Consider the following 20,934-nt stretch of genomic DNA (forward strand, 5'->3'; position numbering starts at 1 on the left):
GATCTTGTTATCCAAAAAACCATTGATTCTGATCTTGGCTATTGCCTTTTCTGTGCATTGCTTTGACGGCCACGCTCAGGAGAATAGTATGCCTTTGCTCTTCGCTCTGGCTGTCGGTAAAGGCTTTATCAATACCCCGACGCCCTTTTTTAAGGTCTCATCCACAAATACGCTAGCGGAACTTGACTCTGCGGTTAAAGCTATCGCCACTGAGATACAGCAAAGAGAAAATCAGCAACGTGACATCATTGAGGCAGCCAGACAAAGGGGGAGGTTGTTGCTCTCTTGTTTTAGAAGCGACAAAAGGCCCGAGGAGCCAGAAGAAGAGGGTATTGAATGGTGGGAGTTGAAACAGGAACCCGAGAAGTATCAAAGCGATATGTCACGAGTTTGCTTCGGCGATGACATCCTCTTAAATCCAGACACTCGCTATTGCTTTTTGCCTGCCACTGGCGTCGAAGCCAAGGCTCACAGTTGGGCAGCACCGGATGAGGGGGCTGGCAGCGAAGACAGCAGCACCTCTGACGAAGACAGCAGCACCTCTGATGGAGACAGCAGCACCTCTGATGGAGACAGCAGCACCTCTGATGGAGACAGCAGCACCTCTGATGAAGAAAGCGACAACCGTTCAGGCGAAGCTGTTGCTGATTCTGATGTTCAGTATGTAGCCACGACACTTAATCCTTTTAGGGCATCAAATGAAACCAGTCGGTATTGTGCGGCTCTGGCACTGGAAGAGATTAAGCAGGAGCCCGTTTCAGACAGCGAAATACCCACCCCGGAAACGCACAAACAGACCCGCTTGCCTGTCGACCAGAGACCCAGGAAACCTAAGGTGCACCAGTGTAACCATAAGGGCTGCAACTACAGAACCAACCATACCGGTCATCTGAATGTGCACAAACAGACCCACCTGCCTGCGGGACTCAAGGCGCACCATTGTGACCATGAGGGCTGCAACTTCAGCAGTGCCCAGAGGGGCCATCTGAGAGCGCATAAACAGACCCACCAGCCTGCCGACCAGAGACCCAGGGCACATCAGTGTGACTATGAGGGCTGCAACTTCAGTGCCACCCTGGCGAGCAACCTGAAAATGCACAAAAAGATCCACCTGCCTGCGAAATTCAGGGAGTACCATTGTGACCATGAGGGCTGCAACTTCAGCGCCGTCCAGGCGGTCAATCTGAAAGCCCACAAAAAGACCCACCTGCCCAAGAAACTTAAGGGACCCAGGCTGCAACAATGTGACCATGAGGGCTGCAACTATTACACTTACCGCAGGGACAATCTGAAAAGACACCAACAGACCCACCTGCCTGCCGCCCAGAGACTCAAAAGACCCAAAAGAAAAGCGTATGACCAGCCGTCATCTAACAAAAAAAGAAAGAAGGATAATCAAGAATGAAACCTTCAACCTCTCCAGATTTTGACTAACCTGATTTCCCAATAAGCATTTCAACGACTGGGAAGCCAAGCCTTGTTATCCAAAAAACAATTGATTTTGGCCTTGGCCTTGGCCATTGCCTTTTCTGGGCATTGCTCTAATGACTACGCTCAGGAAAACAGTCTGGGAAACAACCAACCCACCCAGATAAGGCTTCTACCTGACGAAAGTGAGGAGATTGAGGCCATTGAATGGTGGGAATTGAAGCAAGAGCCCGAGGCAGACGACAGCGACATGTCACGAGTTTGCTTTGGTGATGACATCCTCCTAAAGCCACTCTTAAACCCAGATACTCCCTATATCTTTTCTCCTGACGTTAAAGCCGGGGCTTACCGTCGGGCAGCCTCTGATGATAGTGCCGACAGCGAAGACAGTGGCAGTGAAGACAGCAGCACCTCTGATAAAAACACCGACAACTGTTCAAACGAAGACGGAGCTGGTGCGGCATCCGATGTTCAGTATCTAACCACGACACTTGATCCTTTTAGAGAATTAGATGAAATCAGTCAGTATTGTGCGATTCTGGAATTGCAAAGGACTCAGCAGGAGCCCGTTTCAGACAGTGAAATACCCACTGAATCAGAGGTAGAGGTGATAGGAACGGGTTATGTTTACCCGGAAATCACCTCACTTGCCTGCAGCACCGACCAAACGAATCATCTGAAAAAGCACAAGCGGATCCACCTGCCTGCCGACCGAAAACCCAAAAAAGTGCACCACTGTAGCCATGAGGGCTGCAACTACAGCAGCGGCTACACAAGCCATGTGAAAAATCACGAAAAGACCCACCTGCCTGCCGACCAGAGACGCAAAAAAGTGCACCACTGTAACCATGGGGGCTGCAACTACAGCAGCGCCCGGTCAATCAACCTGAAAAGACACCAACAGACCCACCTGCCTGCCGACCAGAGACGTCAAAAAATGCACCACTGTAACTACGAGGGCTGCAACTACAGAACCGACCGGATGGACTGTCTGAGAAGGCACGAACAGACTCACCTGCCTGCCGACCAGAGACCCAGGAAACCCAAGAGATTCAAGGTGCAGTGTGACCATGAGGGCTGCAACTACAGCAGCAACCATGCGGGCAATCTGAGAACGCACAAACAGACCCATCTGCCTGCTGACCAGAGACGCAAGAAACCCAAGGTGTACCAGTGTGACTATGAAGGCTGCTATTACTGCTCGAACCTGGCGGGTAATCTGAAAAAGCACAAACAGACCCACCTGCCTGCCGACCAGAGACTCAGGGTGCACCGGTGTGACTACGAAGGCTGCTATTACTGCACCGAGCAGGCGTTTAGTCTGAAAAAGCACCAACAGACCCACCTGCCTGCCGACCAGAGACTCAGGGTGCACCAGTGTGACCATGAAGGCTGCAACTATAGCACCGACAACAAGAGTAATCTGAATGTGCACAAACGGATCCACCTGCCTGCCGCCCAGAGACTTAAAAGACCCAAAAGAAAAGCGTATGACCAGCCACCATCTAACAAAAAAAGAAAGAAGGATGATCAAGAATGAAACCTCCGACCTCCCCAGATTTTGACTAACCTGATTTCCAAATAAGCATTTCAACGACTGGGAAGCCAAGCCTTGCTATCCAAAAAACAATTGATTTTGGCCTTGGCCATTGCCTTTTCTGTGCATTGCTCTAATGACTACGCTCAGGAAAACAGGTTGCCTTTGCTCTTCGCTACGACTGTCGGCAAGGCGCTTATCAACATCCCGAGGCCCTTTATTGAGGTCTCAGTACGTCTGGGAAACAACCAACCCACCAAGATAAGGCTTCTACCTGACGAAAGTGAAGAGATTGAGGCCATTGAATGGTGGGAATTGAAGCAAGAGCCCGAGGCAGACGACAGCCACATGTCACGAGTTTGCTTTGGTGATGACATCCTTCTAAAGCCACTCTTAAACCCACTCTTAAACCCACTCTTAAACCCACTCTTAAACCCAGATACTCGCTATATCTTTTCTCCTGACGTTAAAGCCGGGGCTTACCGTCGGGCAGCCTCTGATGATAGTGCCGACAGCGAAGACAGTGGCAGCGAAGACAGCAGCACCTCTGATAAAAACACCGACAACTGTGCAAACGAAGACGGAGCTGGTGCGGCATCGGATGTTCAGTATCTAACCACGGCACTTGATCCTTTTAGAGAATTAAATGAAATCAGCCAGTATTGTGCGATTCTGGAATTGCAAAGGACTCAGCAGGAGCCTGTTTCAGACAGTGAAGGATCCACTGTGTCAGAGGCAGACGTGACGCAAACGGACTCTGTTAACCACTCGGAAAACACCTCACTTGCTGGCAACACCGACCAAACCAATCATCTGAAAAAGCACAGACAGACCCACCTGCCCACCAACCAGAGACTCAAGCGGCACCATTGCGACCATGAGGGTTGCAACTACAGCAGCAACCATACAGGCAATTTGAAGGCGCACAAACAGACCCACCTGCCTGCCGACCAGAGATCCAAGGTGTACCAGTGTGACTATGAGGGCTGCGACCACAGAACCAATCACTCGGGCAATCTGAAAAAGCACAAAGAGACCCACCTGCCTGCCGACCAGAGACTCATGGTGTACCAGTGTGACCATGAGGGCTGCGACCACAGCACCAACCGTATGGGCAGTCTGAACAAGCACAAACAGACCCACCTGCCTGCCGACCAGAGACTCATGGTGTACCAGTGTGACCATGAGGGCTGCAACTTCAGCTCCGACCAGTTGAGCAATCTGAAAAAGCACAAACGAACCCACCTGCCTGCCGACCAGAGACCCAAGAAGCTCAAGGTGCACCAGTGTGATCATAAGTGCTGTAACTTCAGCACCAGCTACACGAACAATCTGAGAAGGCACCAACGGGCCCACATGACTGCCGACCAGAGACCCAAGAAGCTCAAGGTGCACCAGTGCGATCATAAGGGCTGCAACTTCAGCACCGGCTACACGAACAATCTGAGAAGGCACCAACGGGCCCACATGACTGCCGACAAGAGACCCAGGAAGCTCAAGGTGAACCAGTGTGGCCATGAGGGCTGCAACTACCGCTCCGACCGCCTGGATAATCTGAAAATGCACCAGGAGACCCACTTGCCTGCCGACCAGAGACCCAGGAAGCCTAAGGTTCAGTGTAACCGTGAGGGCTGCAACTTCAGCTCCGACCGCCCGCGCAATCTGAGAAAGCACCAGGAGAGCCACCTGCCTGCCGACCAGAGACCCAGGAAGCCTAAGGTTCAGTGTAACCATGAGGGCTGCAACTACAGCTCCGACCACTCGGGCAATCTGAAACAACACCAGCAGACCCACCTGCCTGCCGACCAGAGACGCAAGAGGCCTAAGATTCAGTGTGGCCATGAGGGCTGCAACTACAGCTCCGACCACTCGGGCAATCTGAAGACACACAGACAGACCCACCTGCCTGCCGACCAGAGACCCAAAGGATCCAAAAGAAAAGCGTATGATCAGCCCCATCTCACGAGAAAAAAGAGAAAGGTGATAAAAAAGAATCCGCCTCCCAGCCCGCCTTAAAGAAATCTCCGATCTCTTTCCAGATTTTGACTAACCTGATTTCGGAATAAGTACTTCAACGACTGGGAAGACAAGCCTTGCTATCCAAAAAACCATTGATGTTGATCTTGGTCATGGCCTTTTCTGTGTATCGCTCTGATGGTCACGCTCAGGAAAATAGGTTGCCTTTGTTCTTCCTATCAGAACTTGACTTTATGGTGAAAGCGATTGCCACTGAGATACAGAGAGGTGCTGATCAGCAACGTGAAATCATTGCAACAGCCAAACAAAGGAGGAGTCTGATGCTCTCTTGCTATAAAGGTGACAAAAGGTCTAAGGAACCAGCAGAAGAGGGCATTGAAGAAGAGAACGAAGTCATTGAATGGTGGGAGTTGAAGCAGGAACTCGAGGCAAACCACAGCGATATGCCACGAGTTTGCTTTGGTGATGACATCCTCTTAAAGCCAGGCACTTGCTATTGCTTTTTGCCTGCCACAGGCGTCTTTCCTGCCACAGGCGTCTCTCCTGATCCTGAGGTCAAAGCTAAAGCTTACCGTCGGGCAGCTTCTGATGAGGATTCTGACAGTGAACACAGCAGCACCTCTTGTGATAACCGTTCTGACGAAGACGACGCTGATGTCCAGTGTGTAAACACCACATTTAATCCCTTTCGAGTATCAAATAAAATCAGACAAAATTGTGTGACTCTGGCACTGAAAGAGATTAAGCAGGAGGAGCCCGTTTCAGACAGTGAAACAGCCAGTGAGACAGAGGCAGATCTGACAGAAACGGACTCTGTTAACCACTCGGAAATCCCCTCACCTGCATACAGTACCGGCCGTCACCTGAAACAACACAAACCGATCCACCTGCCTGGCGACCAGAGACCCAAAAAAGCCGAGGTATACCAGTGTGGCCATGAGGGCTGCAACTACAGCAGCAACCACAGGGGCAATCTGAAAAGGCACAAACAGATCCACCTGCCTGCCGACCAGAGACCCAGGCGATACGAGTGTGACCATGAGGGGTGTAACTACAGAACCAACCACAAAGATCACCTGAAAATGCACAAACAGGCCCACCTGCCTACCGACCAGAGACCCAAAAAAACCAAAGTGCACCAGTGTGACCATGAAGGCTGCAGCTACAGAACCGACCGCGCGCATATTCTGAAAAGGCACAAACAGACCCACCAGCCTGCCGACCAGAGACCCAAGGTGCATCAGTGCGACCATAAGGGCTGCGACTACAGCACCGGCCATGTGGGTCATCTGAAAATGCACAAACAGACCCACCTGCCTGATGACCAGAGACCTAAAGTGCACCAGTGTGTCCATGAAGGCTGCAACTACAGCAGCGACCTCAGGAGCAGTCTGAACAGGCACAAACGAACCCACCTGCCTGCCGCCCAGAGACCCAAAGTGAAGTGTGACCATGAGGGCTGTAACTACAGCAGCGACTCGGCGGGCAATCTGAAAAAGCACAAACAGGCCCACCTGCCTGCCGGGCAGAGACCCAAAGTGAAGTGTGACCATGAGGGCTGTAACTACAGCAGCGACTCGTCGGGCAATCTGAAAAAGCACAAACAGACCCACCTGCCTGCCGAGCAGAGACCCAAAGTGAAGTGTGACCATGAGGGCTGCAGCTACAGCAGCGACCATGTGGGGAATCTGAAAAAGCACAAAAAGACCCACCTGCCTGCCGACCAGAGAATCAAAAGACTCAAAAATTCCAAAAGAAAAGTACATGACCAGCCATCATCTGAGGAGAAAAGACCAAGAATGATCCGCCTGCCAACCTGCCTTGAAGAAACCTGCAACCTTTCTCCAGATTTTGACTAACCTGACTTCTCAATAAGCATTTCAACGACTGAGAAGCCAGACTTTGCTATCCAAAAAACCGTTCATTCTGATCTTGGGTATTGCGTTTTCTGTCCATTGTTCTAATGGCTACGCTCAGGAAAACAGGTTGCCTTTGCTCTTTGCTCTGGCTGTCGGCATTGGCTGCCATTCCCCGGGCGTCGAAAATATTCTTCTTCTGACGTCTATTGCAGATCCGCTTTTTCCAATTCGGGATGCGTTACCGACACTTGATTCTACGGTTAAAGCTATCGCCACTGAGATACAGCAAAGAGACGATCAGCAACGTGAAATTATTGCAACAGCCAAGCAAAGGGGGAGTCTGATGCTCTCTCGCTTTAGAGGTAACAAAAGGCCTGAGGAACCAGCAGAAGCAGGTATTGAAGAAGAGAGCGAGGCCATTGAGTGGAACCGTAGCGACATGCCAGGAGTTTGCTTCGGTGATGACATCCTCTTAAAGCCAGACCCCCGCTGTTGCTTTTTTCCTGCCACTGGCGTTTTTCCTGCCACTGGCGTTTTTCCTGCCACTGGCGTTTTTCCTGCCACTGGCGTCTTTCCTGCCACTGGCGTCTTTCCTGCCACTGGCGTCTTTCCTGCCACTGGCGTCTTTCCTGCCACTGGCGTCTTTCCTGACCCCGACGTCAAAGCCAGGATTTACCTTCGGGCAGCCTCTGGTGATAGTGCCGACAGCGAAGACAGTGGCAATGAAGACAGCGGATCCTCTGATGAAAACAGAGACAACCGTTCAAACGAAGACGAAGCGGATGCCGACTCTGATGCCGACTCCGACGTTGAGTATGCAACCACGACACTTAATCCTTTTCCAGTAGCCAATGAAATCAGTGAGTATTGTGCGACTCTGGTACTGAAAAAGATTAAGGAGGAGCCTGTTTCAGACAGTGAAATAGCTACTGACTCAGAGGCAGACCTGATCATAGAAACGGACTCTGTTAACCACCTGGAAATTACCTTTCCTGCCTGCCAGAGACTCAAGGTGTACCAGTGTGACCATGAGGACTGCAATTACAGCTCCGACCAGAAGGGCAATCTGAAAAGGCACAAACAGACCCATCTGCCCGCCGACCAGAGACCCAAGAGACCCAAGAGACCCAAGGTGCACCAGTGTGACCACGAGGGCTGCAACTACCGCACCGACCGCACGAGCAATCTGAAACTGCACAAACAGACCCATCTGCCTGCCGACCAGAGACCCAGGAGACCTAGGAGACCCAAGGGGCCCAAGGTGCACCAGTGTTACCACGAGGGCTGCAACTACCGTTTCGACCATCTTGGCAATCTGAAACAGCACCAACAGACCCATCTGCCTGCCGACCAGAGACTCAAGAGGCAGCAGTGTGGCTATGAGGGCTGCAACTACAGTTCCAACAATCCGGGCAATCTGAAAATACACGAGCAGACCCACCTGCCTGCCAATCAGAGACTCAAGATGTACCAGTGTGACCATGAGGGCTGCAACTACAGTTCCAACCATCAGGGCAATCTGAAAATACACAAACAGAGCCACCTGCCTGTCGACCAGAGGCTCAGGGTGCACCAGTGTCAACATGAGCACTGCAACTACAGCACCAATCTGGTGAGCAATCTGAAAAGGCACCAACAGACCCACCTGCCTGCCGACCAGAGACCTAAGAAACCTAAGAGATCCAAGGTGCACCACTGTGACCACGAGGGCTGCAACTTCAGATCCGACCATCTGGGCAATCTGAAAAAGCACAAGCAGAGCCACCTTCCTGCCGACCAGAGACTCAAGCTGTACTATTGTGACCATGAGGGCTGCGACCATAGTACCGATCGTTTGAAGCATCTGAATAAGCACAAACAGACCCACCTGCCCGTCGACCAGAGACCCAGGGTGCACCAGTGTGAGCATGAGCACTGCAACTACAGAACCGATCTGGTGGGCAATCTGAAAAGGCACAAACAGACCCACCTGCCTGTCGGCCAGAGACTCAAAAGACCTAAAAGGAAAGCGCATGACCCGTTGCCATCCAAGAAGAAAAGGACGAAGGGCGATCAGGAATGATCCATCTTCGACCCGCTTTAAAGAAACCTCCGACCTCTCTCCAGATTTTGACTAACCTGATTTCTCAATAAACATTTCAACGACTGGGAAGCCAAGTCTTGTTATTCAAAAAACCATTGATTTTGATCTTGGCCATGGCTTTTTCCGGGCATTGCTCTAACGGTCACGCCCAGGAAAATAGCATGCCTTTGCTCGTCGCTCTGGCTGTCGGCAAGCTGTTTATCAACACCCCGATGGGAAACAACCAGCCCACCCAGATAAGGCTTCTACCTGACGAAAGTGAAGAGAGTGAGGCCATTGAATGGTGGGAATTGAAGCAAGAGTCCAAGGCTTACCGTCGGGCAGCCTCTGATGATAGTGCCGACAGCGAAGACAGTGACAGCGAAGACAGTGACAGCGAGGACAGTGGCAGTGAAGACAGTGGCACCTCTGGTGAAAATAGCGATAACCGTTCAAACGAAGAGGAAGCGGATGCCGACCCCGATGTTGAGTATGCAACCACGACACTTAATCCTTTTCGAGTAGCCAATGAAATCAGTGAGTATTGTGCGGCTCTGGCACTGAAAAAGATTAAGGAGGAGCCTGCTCCAGACAGTGAAATAGCCACCCCAAAAACGCACAAACAGACCTGCCTGCCTGCCGACCAGAGACCCAGAAAATCCAAGCTACACCAGTGTGACCATGAGGGCTGTAATTTCAGCACCTGCTACACGAGGAGTCTGAGACTGCATAAACAAACCCACCTGCCTTTCGACCAGAGATCCAGGGTGCATCGCTGTGACCATGAGGGCTGCAACTACAGAACCGACTATTTGAGCAATCTGAAAGCGCACAAACGAACCCATCTGCCTGCTGACCAGAGACTCAGGAGACCCAGAGTGCACCAGTGTAACCATGAGGGCTGCAACTACAGCACCGAATCTCCAATTAATCTGAAGGTGCACAAACGAACCCACCTGCCTGCTGACCAGAGATCCAGAAAGCACCAGTGTGACCATGAGGGCTGCAACTACAGTAGCAACCGCTCGTACCATCTGAAAGCACACAAACAGACTCACCTGCCTGCCGACCAGAGATCCAGAAAGCACCGGTGTGACCATGAGGGCTGCGACTACAGCACCGGCCATCCGGGCAATTTGAAAAAGCACCAGCGAATCCACCTGCCTGCCGACCAGAGACCCAAAAGGCACCGGTGTGACCATGAGGGCTGCGACTACACCACCGACCGGGTGGGAAGTCTGAAAAAACACAAACAGAACCACTTGCTTGCTGACCAGAAAACCAGGAGACCCGGGATACCCGAAAGAAAAGCGTATGACCAGTTGCCATCCAGGAAGAAAAGGAAGAAGGGTGATCAGAAATGATCCACCTTCGACCCGCTTTAAAGAAACTTCCGACCTCTCTCCAGATTTTGACTAACCTGAATTTCCAATAAGCATTACAACGACTGGGAACCCAAGCCTTGCTATTCAAAAAACCATTGATTCTGATCTTGGCCATGGCTATTTCTGGGCATTGCTCTAATGGTCATGCTCAGGAAAATCTGGTAAACAACCAACCTGCCCAGATAAGGCTTCTACCTGACGCTGACGAAAGTGAAGAGAGCGAGGCTATTGCATGGTGGCAGTTGAAGCAAGAACCCGAGACGAACGACAGCAACATGCCAAGAGTTTGCTTCGGTGATGACATCCTCTTAAAGCCAGGTACTTGCTATTGCTTTTATCCTGCCATCGGCGTTTTTCCTGCCACCGGCGTTTTTCCTGCCACCGGCGTCTTTCCTGCCATCGGCGTTTTTCCTGCCACCGGCGTTTTTCCTGCCACCGGCGTCTCTCCTAACCCTGGCGTCGAAACTAAGGCTTACCGTCGGGCAGCCTCTGATGATAGTGCCGACAGCGAAGACAGTGGCAGTGAGGACAGCGCCGCTTCTGATGAAAGCAGCGACAACCATTCAAACGAGGACGAAACTAATGTTCAGTATGTAACCACAACATTTACTCCTTTTCCGGTATCAAATGAAGTCATTCAGTATTGTGCGGCTCTGGCACTGAAAAAGATTAAGGAGGAGCCTGTTTCAGACAGTGAAATAGCCACCCCAAAAACGCACAAACAGACCCACCTGCCTGCCGACCAGAGATCCAAGGTGCACCAGTGTGATCATGAGGGCTGCAACTACGGCACCGACCGGGCGAACGATCTGAAAAAGCACAAACAGACCCACCTGCCTGTCGACCAGAGACCCAAGAGACCCAAGAGGCCTAAGGTGCACCAGTGTGACCACCAGTACTGCAACTTCATCACTGACCACTCTGGCCATCTGAAAAAGCACAAACAGACCCATCTGCCTGCCGACCAGAGACTCAGGGTGCACCAGTGTGACCATGAGGGCTGCAATTACCGCACCGATCTGGTGGGCAATTTGAAAGCACACAAACAGACGCACCTGCCTGCCGACCAGAGATCCAAGACACACCAGTGTGACCATGAGGGCTGCAACTATAGTGCCGAACGTCCGAGTCATCTGAATAAGCACAAACAGACTCACCTGCCTGTCGACCAGAGACTCAGGGTGTACCAGTGTGAACATGAGCACTGCAACTACAGCAGCGATCTGTTGAGCAATCTGAGAAGGCACAAACAGACCCACCTGTCTGCCGACCAGCGACTCAAAAGGAAAGCGCATGACCAGACGCCATCTAACAAGAAAAGAAAGAAGGGTGATCAAGATGAATGATCCGTCTCCTAACCCGCCGTAAAGAAACTTCCGACCCCTTTCCAGATTTTGACTAACCTGACTTCCCAATAAACATTTCAACAACTGGGAAGCCAGGCCTTGCTATTGAAAAAACCATTGATTGTGATCTTTACCATTGCCTTTTTTGTCTATTGCTCTAATGGCCGCGTTCAGGAAAACAGGTTGCAACCTGCCCAGATAAGGCTTCTACCTGACGAAAGTGAAGAGAGCGAGGCTATTGAATGGTGGCAGTTGAAGCAAGAACCCGAGGCGAACGACAGCGACATGCCTGCCACCGGCGCCGAAGATAAGACTCACTGTCGGGTAGCTTCTGATGAGGGTTCCAACAGTGAAGACAGCAGTACCTCTGATGAAAGCAGCGACAAGGATTCAAACGAAGACGAAACTGATGCTCAATGTTTAAACACGACAGTTGATCCTTTTCGGGCACTAAACGAAATCAGTCAGTATTGTACGGCTCTGAGACTGAAAATGATGGAGCAGGACTCCCTTTCAGACAGTGAAATAGCCACTGAGCCAGTGGCAGAAGCAGACTCTGCTGACAACCCGGAAATCAGCTCACTCACTCACAATACAGACCACATTGGCCACCTGAAAAAGCACAAACAGACTCACCTGTCTGCCAACCAGGGACCCAAGCTGCACCCGTGTGACCATGAGGGCTGCGTCTACAGCACCAGCCGGGGGGATCATCTGAAAAGGCACAAACAGACTCACCTGTCTGCCAACCAGGGATCAAAGCCTCACCAGTGTGACCATGAAGGCTGCGACTACAGCTCCAACCGTGTGGATCATCTGAAAGCGCACAAACAGACCCACCTGCCTGCCGACCAGAGACCCAGGAAACCCAAGGTGCACCAGTGTGACTATGAGGGCTGCAACTACAGCTCTGATCAGGCGGGTAATACCAAAAGGCACAAACAGACCCACCTGCCCGCCGACCAGAGACCCAAGCTGCACCCGTGTGATTATGAAGGTTGCAACTTCAGCACCGACCGGGCGGACCACCTGAAAAGGCACAAAGGGAGCCACCTGCCTGCCGACCAGAGATCCAAGACACACCAGTGTGACCATGAGGGCTGCAACTATAGTGCCGAACGTTTGGGTCATCTGAATAATCACAAACAGACCCACCTGCCTGCCGACCAGAGACTCAGGGTGTACCAGTGTGAACATGAGCACTGCAACTACAAGACCGATCTGTCGAGCAATCTGAGAAGGCACAAACAGAGCCACCAGTCTGCCGACCAGCATCTCAAAAGACTCAAAAGAAAAGCGCACGAACAGCCACCATCTAACAAGAAAAGAAAGAAGGGTGATCAAGAATGATCCGTCTCCGAATCCGCCCTAAAGAAACTTCCGACCTCTTTCCAGATTTTGACTAACCTGATTTCCCAATAAACAGTTCAACGACTGGGAACCCAAGCCTTGATATTGAAAAAACCATTGATTGTGATCTTTACCATTGCCTTTTCTGTCTATTGCTCTAATGACCGCGGTCAGGAAAACAGGTTGCCTTTACTCTTCGCTCTGGCTGTCGGTAAGGCGCTTATCAATATCCCGAAGCCTTTTATTGAGGTCTCAGTACATCTGGGAAACAACCAACCTACCCAGATAAGACTTCTACCTGACAAAAGTGAAGAGAGCGAGGCTAGCTTTTTGCTTGCCACAAGCGTCTTTCCTGACTCTGGCGTCGAAGCCAAGACTTACTGTCGGGTAGCTTCTGATGAGGGTTCCGATAGTGAAGACAGCAGCACCTCTGATGAAAGCAGCGACAAGGATTCAAACGAAGACGAAACTGATACCGAAACTGATGCTCAGTGTTTAAAAACGACAGTTGATCCTTTTCGGGCACTAAACGAAATCAGTCAGTATTGCACGGCTCTGAGACTGGAAATGATTGAGCAGGACTCCATTTCAGGCAGTGAAATACCCACTGAGCCAGTGGCAGAAGCAGACCCTGCTGACAACCCGGAAATCAGCTCACTCGCTCATAACACAGACCACATTAGCGATCTGAAAAAACTCAAACAGACTCACCTGCCTCCTGACCAGAGAACCAAAAGACCTAAGGTGTACCAGTGTGACCATGAAGGCTGCAACTACAGCTCCGGTCTGGCGGGTTATATCAAAAAGCACAAACGGATCCATCTTCCTGCCGACCAGAGACCCAGGCCGCACCAATGTGACCGCTGTGACTACAGCACCGACCGGCCAAACCATCTGAAAAGGCACAAACAGGCCCACCTGCCTGCCGACCAGAGAGACAGGGTGCACCAGTGTGACCATGAGGGCTGCAACTACAGAACCGACAACAGTGGCAGTCTGAAAACGCACAAACAGATCCACTTGCCTGCCGACCAGAGATCCAGGATGCACCAATGTGAACATGAGGGCTGCAATTACAGCACCCTGCGGGCGGGCGATCTGAACAAGCACAAAAATATCCACCTGCCTGCTGACCAGAGATCCAGGATATACCAGTGTGACCATGGGGGCTGCAATTACAGAACCGACTACATTAGCAGCCTGAAAAAGCACAAACAGATCCATCTGCCTGCCGACCAGAGAGCCAAGATATATCAGTGTGACCATAAAGGCTGTGACTACAGCAGCGACCGGCCAAACCATCTGAAAAGGCACAAAGAGACCCACCTGCCTGCTGACCAGAGACCCAGGATGCACCAGTGTGACCATGAGGGCTGCAACTACAGCAGCAACTACCCGTGCCATCTGAAAACGCACAAACAGACCCATCTGCATAAGGAACCCAAAAGACTCAAGGCGCACCAGTGTGATCATCAGGGGTGCGACTACAGCTCCGAATACATAAGTAATCTGAGAAGGCACAAAAAGACTCACTTGCCTGCCGGCCAGAGACTCAAAAGGAAAGCCCATGACCAGCCACCATCTAACAAGAAAAGAAAAAAGGATGATAAAGAATGATCCGTCTCTCAACTCGCCTCAAAGAAACTCCCGACCTCTCTGGATTTTGACTAACCTGATTTCCTAATAAACAGTTCAACGACTGGGAAACCAGCCCTTGCTATCCAAAAAACCATTGATTTTGACCCTGGCCATTGCTTTTTCTGTGCACTGCTCCAATGGCCACGCTCAGGAAAACAGGTTGTCTTTGCTCTTCACTCTGGCTGTCGGCAAGGCGCATATTGAATGGTACTACTTCGATATGCCACGGGTTTGCTTCGATGATGACATCCTCTTAAAACCAGACATCCGCTATGGCTTTTTGCCTGCCACAGGCGTCTCTCCTGACTCTGGCGTCGAAGCTAAGGCTTACAGCCGGGCAGCCTCTGATGCTAGTGCCTACAGCGAAGACAGTGACAGTGAAGACAAGGGTACCTCTGATGAAAACAGCGACAACTGTTCTGAAGAAGACGAAACTGATAGCGAAACGGATGTTCAGTGTGTAAACACGACACCTGAGCCTTTTCGAGCATTAAACGAATTCAGTGAGTACTGTGCGACTCTGAGACTGCAAATGATTAATCAGAAGTCCACTTCAGACAGTGAAATGGCCACCGAGCTACACAAACCAACCCACCTGCCTGCTGACCAGAGAACCATAAGACCCAAGGTGCACCAGTGTGACCACGAAGGCTGCGATTACAGCTCCAACCTGAAGGGCAATCTGAAAACGCACAAACGGATCCACCTGCCTGCCGACCAGAGACCCATAAGACCCAAGGTGCACCACTGTGACCATGAGGGCTGCAACTACAGAACCAACTACAGGACCAGTCTGAAAAGGCACAAACAGACCCACCTGCCTGCCGACCAGAAACCCAAAGAGCATCAGTGTGACCATGAGGGCTGCAACTACCGCACCGACCTGAAGGGCAGTCTGAAAACGCACAAACAGACCCACCTGCCTGCCGACCAGAGACCCAAGCTGCACCAGTGTGACCATGAGGGCTGCAACTACAGCACCGACCGGAAGGGCAATCTGAAAACGCACAAACAAACCCACCTGCCTGCTGACCAGAAACCCAAAGACCATCAGTGTGACCATGAGGGCTGCAACTACCGCACTGACCAGAAGGGCAATCTGAAAACGCACAAACAAACCCACCTGCCTGCCGACCAGAGACCCAAGATGCACCAGTGTGACCATGAGGGCTGCAACTACCGCACCGACCGGGCGAACGATCTGAAAAAGCACAAACAAACCCACCTGCCTGCCGACCAGATACCCATAAGACTCAAGGTGCACCAGTGTGACCATGAGGGCTGCGATTACAGCTCCAACCAGACGAGCAATCTGAAAAGGCACAAACAGACCCACCTGCCTGTCGACCAGAAACTCAGGGTGCACCACTGTGACCATGAGGGCTGCAACTACAAAACCGACGTGGCGAACAGTTTGAAAACACACAAGCAGACCCACCTGCCTGCCGACCAGAGACCCAAGGTGCACCAGTGTGACCACGAAGGCTGCGATTACAGCTCCAACCTGAAGGGCAATCTGAAAACGCACAAACGGATCCACCTGCCTGCCGACCAGAGACCCATAAGAACCAAGGTGCACCACTGTGACCATGAAGGTTGCGACTACAGCTCCAACCAGACGAGCAATCTGAAAAGGCACAAACAGACCCACCTGCCTGTCGACCAGAAACCCATAAAGCATCAGTGTGACCATGAGGGCTGCAACTACAGAACCAACTACAGGGGCAGTCTGACAAGGCACAAACAGACCCACCTGCCTGACGACCAGAAACCCAAAGAGCATCAGTGTGACCATGAGGGCTGCAACTATCGCACCGACCTGAAGGGCAGTCTGAAAACGCACAAACAGATCCACCTGCCTGCCGACCAGCGACCCAAGGTGCACCAGTGTGACCATGAGGGCTGCAACTACAGCACCGACCGGAAGGGTAATCTGAAAAAGCACAAACAAACCCACCTGCCTGCCGACCAGATACCCATAAGACTCAAGGTGCACCAGTGTGACCGTGAGGGCTGCGATTACAGCTCCAACCAGACGAGCAATCTGAAAAGGCACAAACAGACCCACCTGCCTGCCGACCAGAGACTCGAGAGACTCAAAAGAAAAGCCTGTGACCAGCCGCCATCTAACAAGAAAAGAAAGAAGGATGATAAAGAATGATCCGTCTCCGAACCCGCCCTAAAGAAACTTCCGACCTCTTTCCAGATTTTGACTAACCTGACTTCCCAATAAACATCTCAACGACTGGGAAGCCAGGCCTTGCTATCCAACAAACCATTAATTTTGACCCTGGCCATTGCTTTTTCTGCGCACTGCTTCAATGGTCACGCTCAGGAAAACAGGTTGTCTTTGCTCTTCACTCTGGCTGTCGGCAAGGCTCTTATTGAATGCTACCACTTCGATATGCCACGGGTTTGCTTCGATGATGACATCCTCTTAAAACCAGACACCCACTATGGCTTTTTGCCTGCCACAGGCGTCTCTCCTGATGATGACTTCGGAGTCAGGACTTACAGTCGGGCAGCCTCTGATGATAGTGCCTACAGCGAAGACAGTGGCAGTGAAGACAGCGGCACCTCTGATGAAAACAACGACAACAGTTCTGAAGAAAACGAAACTGATAGCGAAACGGATGTTCAGTGTGTAAACACAACACTTGATCCTTTTCGAGCATTAAACGAATTCAGTGAGTACTGTGCGACTCTGAGACTGCAAATGATTAATCAGGAGTCCACTTCAGACAGTGAAATGGCCACCGAGCTACGCAAACCAACCCACCTGCCTGCCGACCAGAGACCCATAAGACCCAAGGTGCACCAGTGTGATCACGAAGGCTGCGATTACAGCTCCAACCTGAAGGGCAATCTGAAAACGCACAAACGGATCCACCTGCCTGCCGACCAGAGACCCATAAGACCTAAGGCGCACCGCTGTGACCATGAGGGCTGCAACTACAGAACCAACTACAGTGGCAGTCTGACAAGGCACAAACAGACCCACCTGCCTGACGACCAGAAACCCAAAGAGCATCAGTGTGACCATGAGGGCTGCAACTACCGCACCGACCTGAAGGGCAGTCTGAAAACGCACAAACAGACCCACCTGCCTACTGACCAGAGACCCAAGGTGCACCAGTGTGATCATGAGGGCTGCAACTACAGAACCGACTACAGGAACAGTCTGAAAACACACAAAAAGACCCACCTGCCTGCTGACCAGAAACCCAAAGACCATCAGTGTGACCATGAGGGCTGCAACTACCGCACCGACCGGAAGGGCAATCTGAAAACGCACAAACAAACCCACCTGCCTGCCGACCAGAGACGCAGGAGGCACCAGTGTGACCATGAGGGCTGCAACTACCGCACCGACCGGGCGAACGATCTGAAAAAGCACAAACAAACCCACCTGCCTGCCGACCAGATACCCATAAGACTCAAGGTGCACCAGTGTGACCATGAGGGCTGCGATTACAGCTCCAACCAGACGAGCAATCTGAAAAGGCACAAACAGACCCACCTGCCTGTCGACCAGAAACTCAGGGTGCACCACTGTGACCATGAGGGCTGCAACTACAAAACCGACGTGGCGAACAGTTTGAAAACACACAAGCAGACCCACCTGCCTGCCGACCAGAGACCCAAGGTGCACCAGTGTGATCATGAGGGCTGCAACTACAGCACCGACCGGAAGGGCAATCTGAAAAAGCACACACAAACCCACCTGCCTGCCGACCAGAGGCCCAAGAGATCTAAAAGAAAAGCGTATGACCCGCTGCCATCTAACAAGAAAATAAAGAAGGGCGGTAAAGAAGGGCGGTAAAGAGGGGCAATAAAGGATGACTTGCCTCTCAACCCGCCTCACAAAGAATGGTTCTGTCAGGATGGCGCGGGGTGGATCGATTGCTCAGATATCAATCACATCAAAGGGTACCAGCGGATTCACATCTGCCTCGTAATCCACACCTTCAACACCGAACCCAAAGAGTTTCAGGAACTCTTCCTTGTATTCAACATAATCAGTCAGTTCGGCCAGGTTTTCATTGGTCAGGGTCGGCCACAGTGCCTGACAGTGTGTTTGAATGTCGTCCCTCAGTTCCCAATCGTCCAGACGCAGACGATTGTTGTCGTCTAATTCCGGAGCCTTGCCGTCTTTTCTGTAGAGGCGGTCACGGAACATTCGGTTGATTTGCTCGATACAACCTTCATGAACACCTTCTTCACGCATCTTCTTAAAGACCATGGCGATGTACAGTGGCATGACCGGAATGGCGGAGCTGGCCTGGGTGACAACACTTTTCAGTACGGCAATGTTGGCTGAACCGTCCAGGTTTTTCATTTGCCCATCAATGGCGTGGGCGGCACGATCGAGATCTTTTTTGGCCTGACCGAGTGCACCCTGCCAGTAAATAGGCCAGGTGATTTCGGTGCCAATGTAGCTGTAGGCTACTGTTTTACAACCTTTTGCCAGGACACCGGCTTTTGACAGGGTCTTTATCCAGAGCTCCCAGTCTTCACCACCCATCACTGTTACCGTGGCTGCCACTTCTTCTTCAGTAGCTGGTTCAACAGAGGCCTCAAACAGTTGATCTTTGTTGGTGTCGACGGCAGTTGCCTTATAAGGCTGTCCCATTGGTTTGAGCACAGAGCGTATTACTTCACCACTGTCTGGTAGTTTACGAACAGGGGACGCCAGGGAGTAAACCACCATATCAATCTGGCCAAGGTCTTCTTTAATCAGCTCGATGGTTTTGGCTTTGGCCTGGTGACTGAAGGCATCACCATTCAGGCTTTTCGCATACAGACCTTCTTCATGGGCCAGTTTTTCAAAAGCGGCGGAATTGTGCCAGCCTGCTGTGCCGGGTTTTTTCTCGGTGGCAGGCTTTTCGAAGAAAACACCGATGGTGGCGGCACCTGAACCAAAAGCAGCGGTAATTCGAGAGGCAAGGCCGTAACCGCTGGAAGAGCCAATGACCAGAACCCGTTTAGGTCCTCCGGTCACTTCACCCTGAGCCTTGGTATAAGCGATCTGCTCTTTGACGTTTTGTTCGCAGCCGACAGGGTGGGTCGTTGTGCAGATAAATCCGCGAATCCTTGGCTTGATAATCATTGTTGGCTCCGGTTGACAATAAAGGGGCAAGCTTATCCAAAACCGGCAGAGTGGAAAAGGCGTAGGCACTGTAGATCCGTCAGTATATTGATACAAAATGTTTCAGGGGCTCTCAAGATAGAAAAGTTTGCCTCGAACGCTGCGCTTAAAGTCACGTGGCGTGAGCTGGAAGTGCATTTGAAACACTCGGCTGAAGTAGTCAGGGTTGGCGTATCCGGCCTGATAGGCCACTTCCCTGACGGACAGGTCGGTGCTTTTTAAAAGGTCGGAGGCCTGGGTTAATCGCATTCGCTGAATATAAGCGGCGGGAGAGAAGCCGGTTGCTTCTTTGAATCTTCGGTGCAGCGTTCTTCGTGTTAAACCTGAAGCGGCTATCAGGTGCTCCATCTTAATATCTTCACAATAATGCTGCCTTATCCATTCCTGAAGCTGGATGATGATTTCATCGTTGTGGGCGGTGGTGTGATCTTCGGCGAACAGTATCTGATCCAGAGGGCGACGGATCTCATGGGAGAACTGTTGCTCGACTTTATGGGCGATCTGCTCGCCCATGCTCAGTTCAATCAGATGAACCATAAGGTCAGCCACCGAGTTGACACTTCCGGCACAGAAGATTCTGCCTGAGCGGGTAATCAGGTGGTGGGGTTTAAAATCAACCTCTGGATAGTGTCGTTTTAGTCGTTCAAGAAAATACCAGTGAGTGGCTGCGGGCTGGTGATCCAGTAAACCGGTTTCAGCCATAAATGAGACCCCGGTTCCTGCCACGCAGAAGATAGCGCCCTGCTGATGCTGATACTTTAACCATTGCACCAGTGCTTTGGACTGCCTGGCTATGGGCAGGGGGTTTCGCCAGAGGCCGGGCACAATCACCAGGTCGCCGGGGCCTGTTTCAGAAAAGGTTGCTTCGGGGGTCAGAGGTATCCCACCCATACTGATGACCGGGTTCAGTTGTTCGGCACAAAAACAGATTTCTACGCTGGACGGTTGATGTTTCAGGCGGCTGTAGGTCACCCCGGCCTGAATGATTTCAAGAGGTAAACTGATGCTGGTTGACAGCATGTGATCCACAAGAGGAATCAGCACCTTATTCAGTGAGATCGTACTCTTACTCTGTACCAATGTGTTGGCCTGCGAATCCGGTAGTGTGGCGTAATTATCAGGTTGATTGTCGCAAATGTACAGGTGTGCTGATGGATGTCCTATTAAGCTCTCTATTAAACTACCGCCATATCCCTCAAATCA

13 protein-coding genes are annotated in these 20,934 nt (G+C 51.4%); 11 read left to right on the plus strand and 2 right to left on the minus strand.

The genetic code is table 11. From position 1 onward, the window contains the following. Positions 1–4 precede the first annotated feature (4 nt). The 11 genes from K7B67_RS07985 to K7B67_RS08035 all read left to right on the plus strand — a co-directional run bounded on the left by K7B67_RS07985 (position 5) and on the right by K7B67_RS08035 (position 18,405). Complete coding sequence (locus tag K7B67_RS07985) at positions 5–1,405, plus strand: hypothetical protein (protein WP_252179818.1); 1,401 nt, start codon at positions 5–7, stop codon at positions 1,403–1,405. Between the two features lie 72 nt (positions 1,406–1,477). Further along, positions 1,478–2,968 (plus strand): hypothetical protein, encoded by a 1,491-nt coding sequence (locus K7B67_RS07990; protein ID WP_252179819.1) that lies wholly within the window; start codon positions 1,478–1,480, stop codon positions 2,966–2,968. A gap of 72 nt (positions 2,969–3,040) precedes the next feature. After that, the gene (locus K7B67_RS07995) at positions 3,041–4,981 is read left to right on the plus strand and encodes a hypothetical protein (RefSeq protein ID WP_252179820.1); all 1,941 of its coding nucleotides are present in this window, start codon (positions 3,041–3,043) and stop codon (positions 4,979–4,981) included. 77 nt (positions 4,982–5,058) lie between these two features. Continuing rightward, entirely contained in the window at positions 5,059–6,801 is a 1,743-nt protein-coding gene (locus K7B67_RS08000; protein ID WP_252179821.1) for a hypothetical protein, read from the plus strand. Positions 6,802–6,844: 43 nt separating this feature from the next. Next, complete coding sequence (locus tag K7B67_RS08005; protein WP_252179822.1) at positions 6,845–8,863, plus strand: C2H2-type zinc finger protein; 2,019 nt, start codon at positions 6,845–6,847, stop codon at positions 8,861–8,863. A 98-nt stretch (positions 8,864–8,961) separates the two neighbouring features. Beyond that, a complete protein-coding gene (locus K7B67_RS08010) occupies positions 8,962–10,227 on the plus strand; it encodes a hypothetical protein (protein WP_252179823.1) in 1,266 nt (421 codons plus the stop codon). A gap of 98 nt (positions 10,228–10,325) precedes the next feature. Then, a complete protein-coding gene (locus K7B67_RS08015) occupies positions 10,326–11,594 on the plus strand; it encodes a hypothetical protein (protein WP_252179824.1) in 1,269 nt (422 codons plus the stop codon). A 99-nt stretch (positions 11,595–11,693) separates the two neighbouring features. Continuing rightward, positions 11,694–12,944, plus strand: a complete 1,251-nt coding sequence (locus K7B67_RS08020) for a C2H2-type zinc finger protein (RefSeq protein WP_252179825.1) — start codon at positions 11,694–11,696, stop codon at positions 12,942–12,944. Between the two features lie 99 nt (positions 12,945–13,043). Beyond that, positions 13,044–14,561, plus strand: a complete 1,518-nt coding sequence (locus K7B67_RS08025; protein WP_252179826.1) for a hypothetical protein — start codon at positions 13,044–13,046, stop codon at positions 14,559–14,561. Between the two features lie 97 nt (positions 14,562–14,658). Beyond that, positions 14,659–16,743: a C2H2-type zinc finger protein gene (locus K7B67_RS08030; RefSeq protein ID WP_252179827.1), complete on the plus strand. Its 2,085-nt coding sequence runs from the start codon at positions 14,659–14,661 to the stop codon at positions 16,741–16,743. 99 nt (positions 16,744–16,842) lie between these two features. Further along, positions 16,843–18,405, plus strand: coding sequence for a C2H2-type zinc finger protein (locus K7B67_RS08035; RefSeq protein WP_252179828.1), 1,563 nt, complete (start codon positions 16,843–16,845; stop codon positions 18,403–18,405). Between the two features lie 84 nt (positions 18,406–18,489). Here K7B67_RS08035 and fabV read toward each other — a convergent pair whose 3' ends face one another. Together fabV and K7B67_RS08045 are read right to left on the minus strand one after the other, a co-directional pair. Continuing rightward, positions 18,490–19,692, minus strand: coding sequence for an enoyl-ACP reductase FabV (gene fabV / locus K7B67_RS08040; protein ID WP_252179829.1), 1,203 nt, complete (start codon positions 19,690–19,692; stop codon positions 18,490–18,492). A gap of 102 nt (positions 19,693–19,794) precedes the next feature. Next, a complete protein-coding gene (locus tag K7B67_RS08045) occupies positions 19,795–20,775 on the minus strand; it encodes a helix-turn-helix domain-containing protein (protein ID WP_256484859.1) in 981 nt (326 codons plus the stop codon). Positions 20,776–20,934 lie beyond the last annotated feature (159 nt).

Source organism: Endozoicomonas sp. 4G (assembly GCF_023822025.1).
Classification (GTDB): domain Bacteria; phylum Pseudomonadota; class Gammaproteobacteria; order Pseudomonadales; family Endozoicomonadaceae; genus Endozoicomonas_A.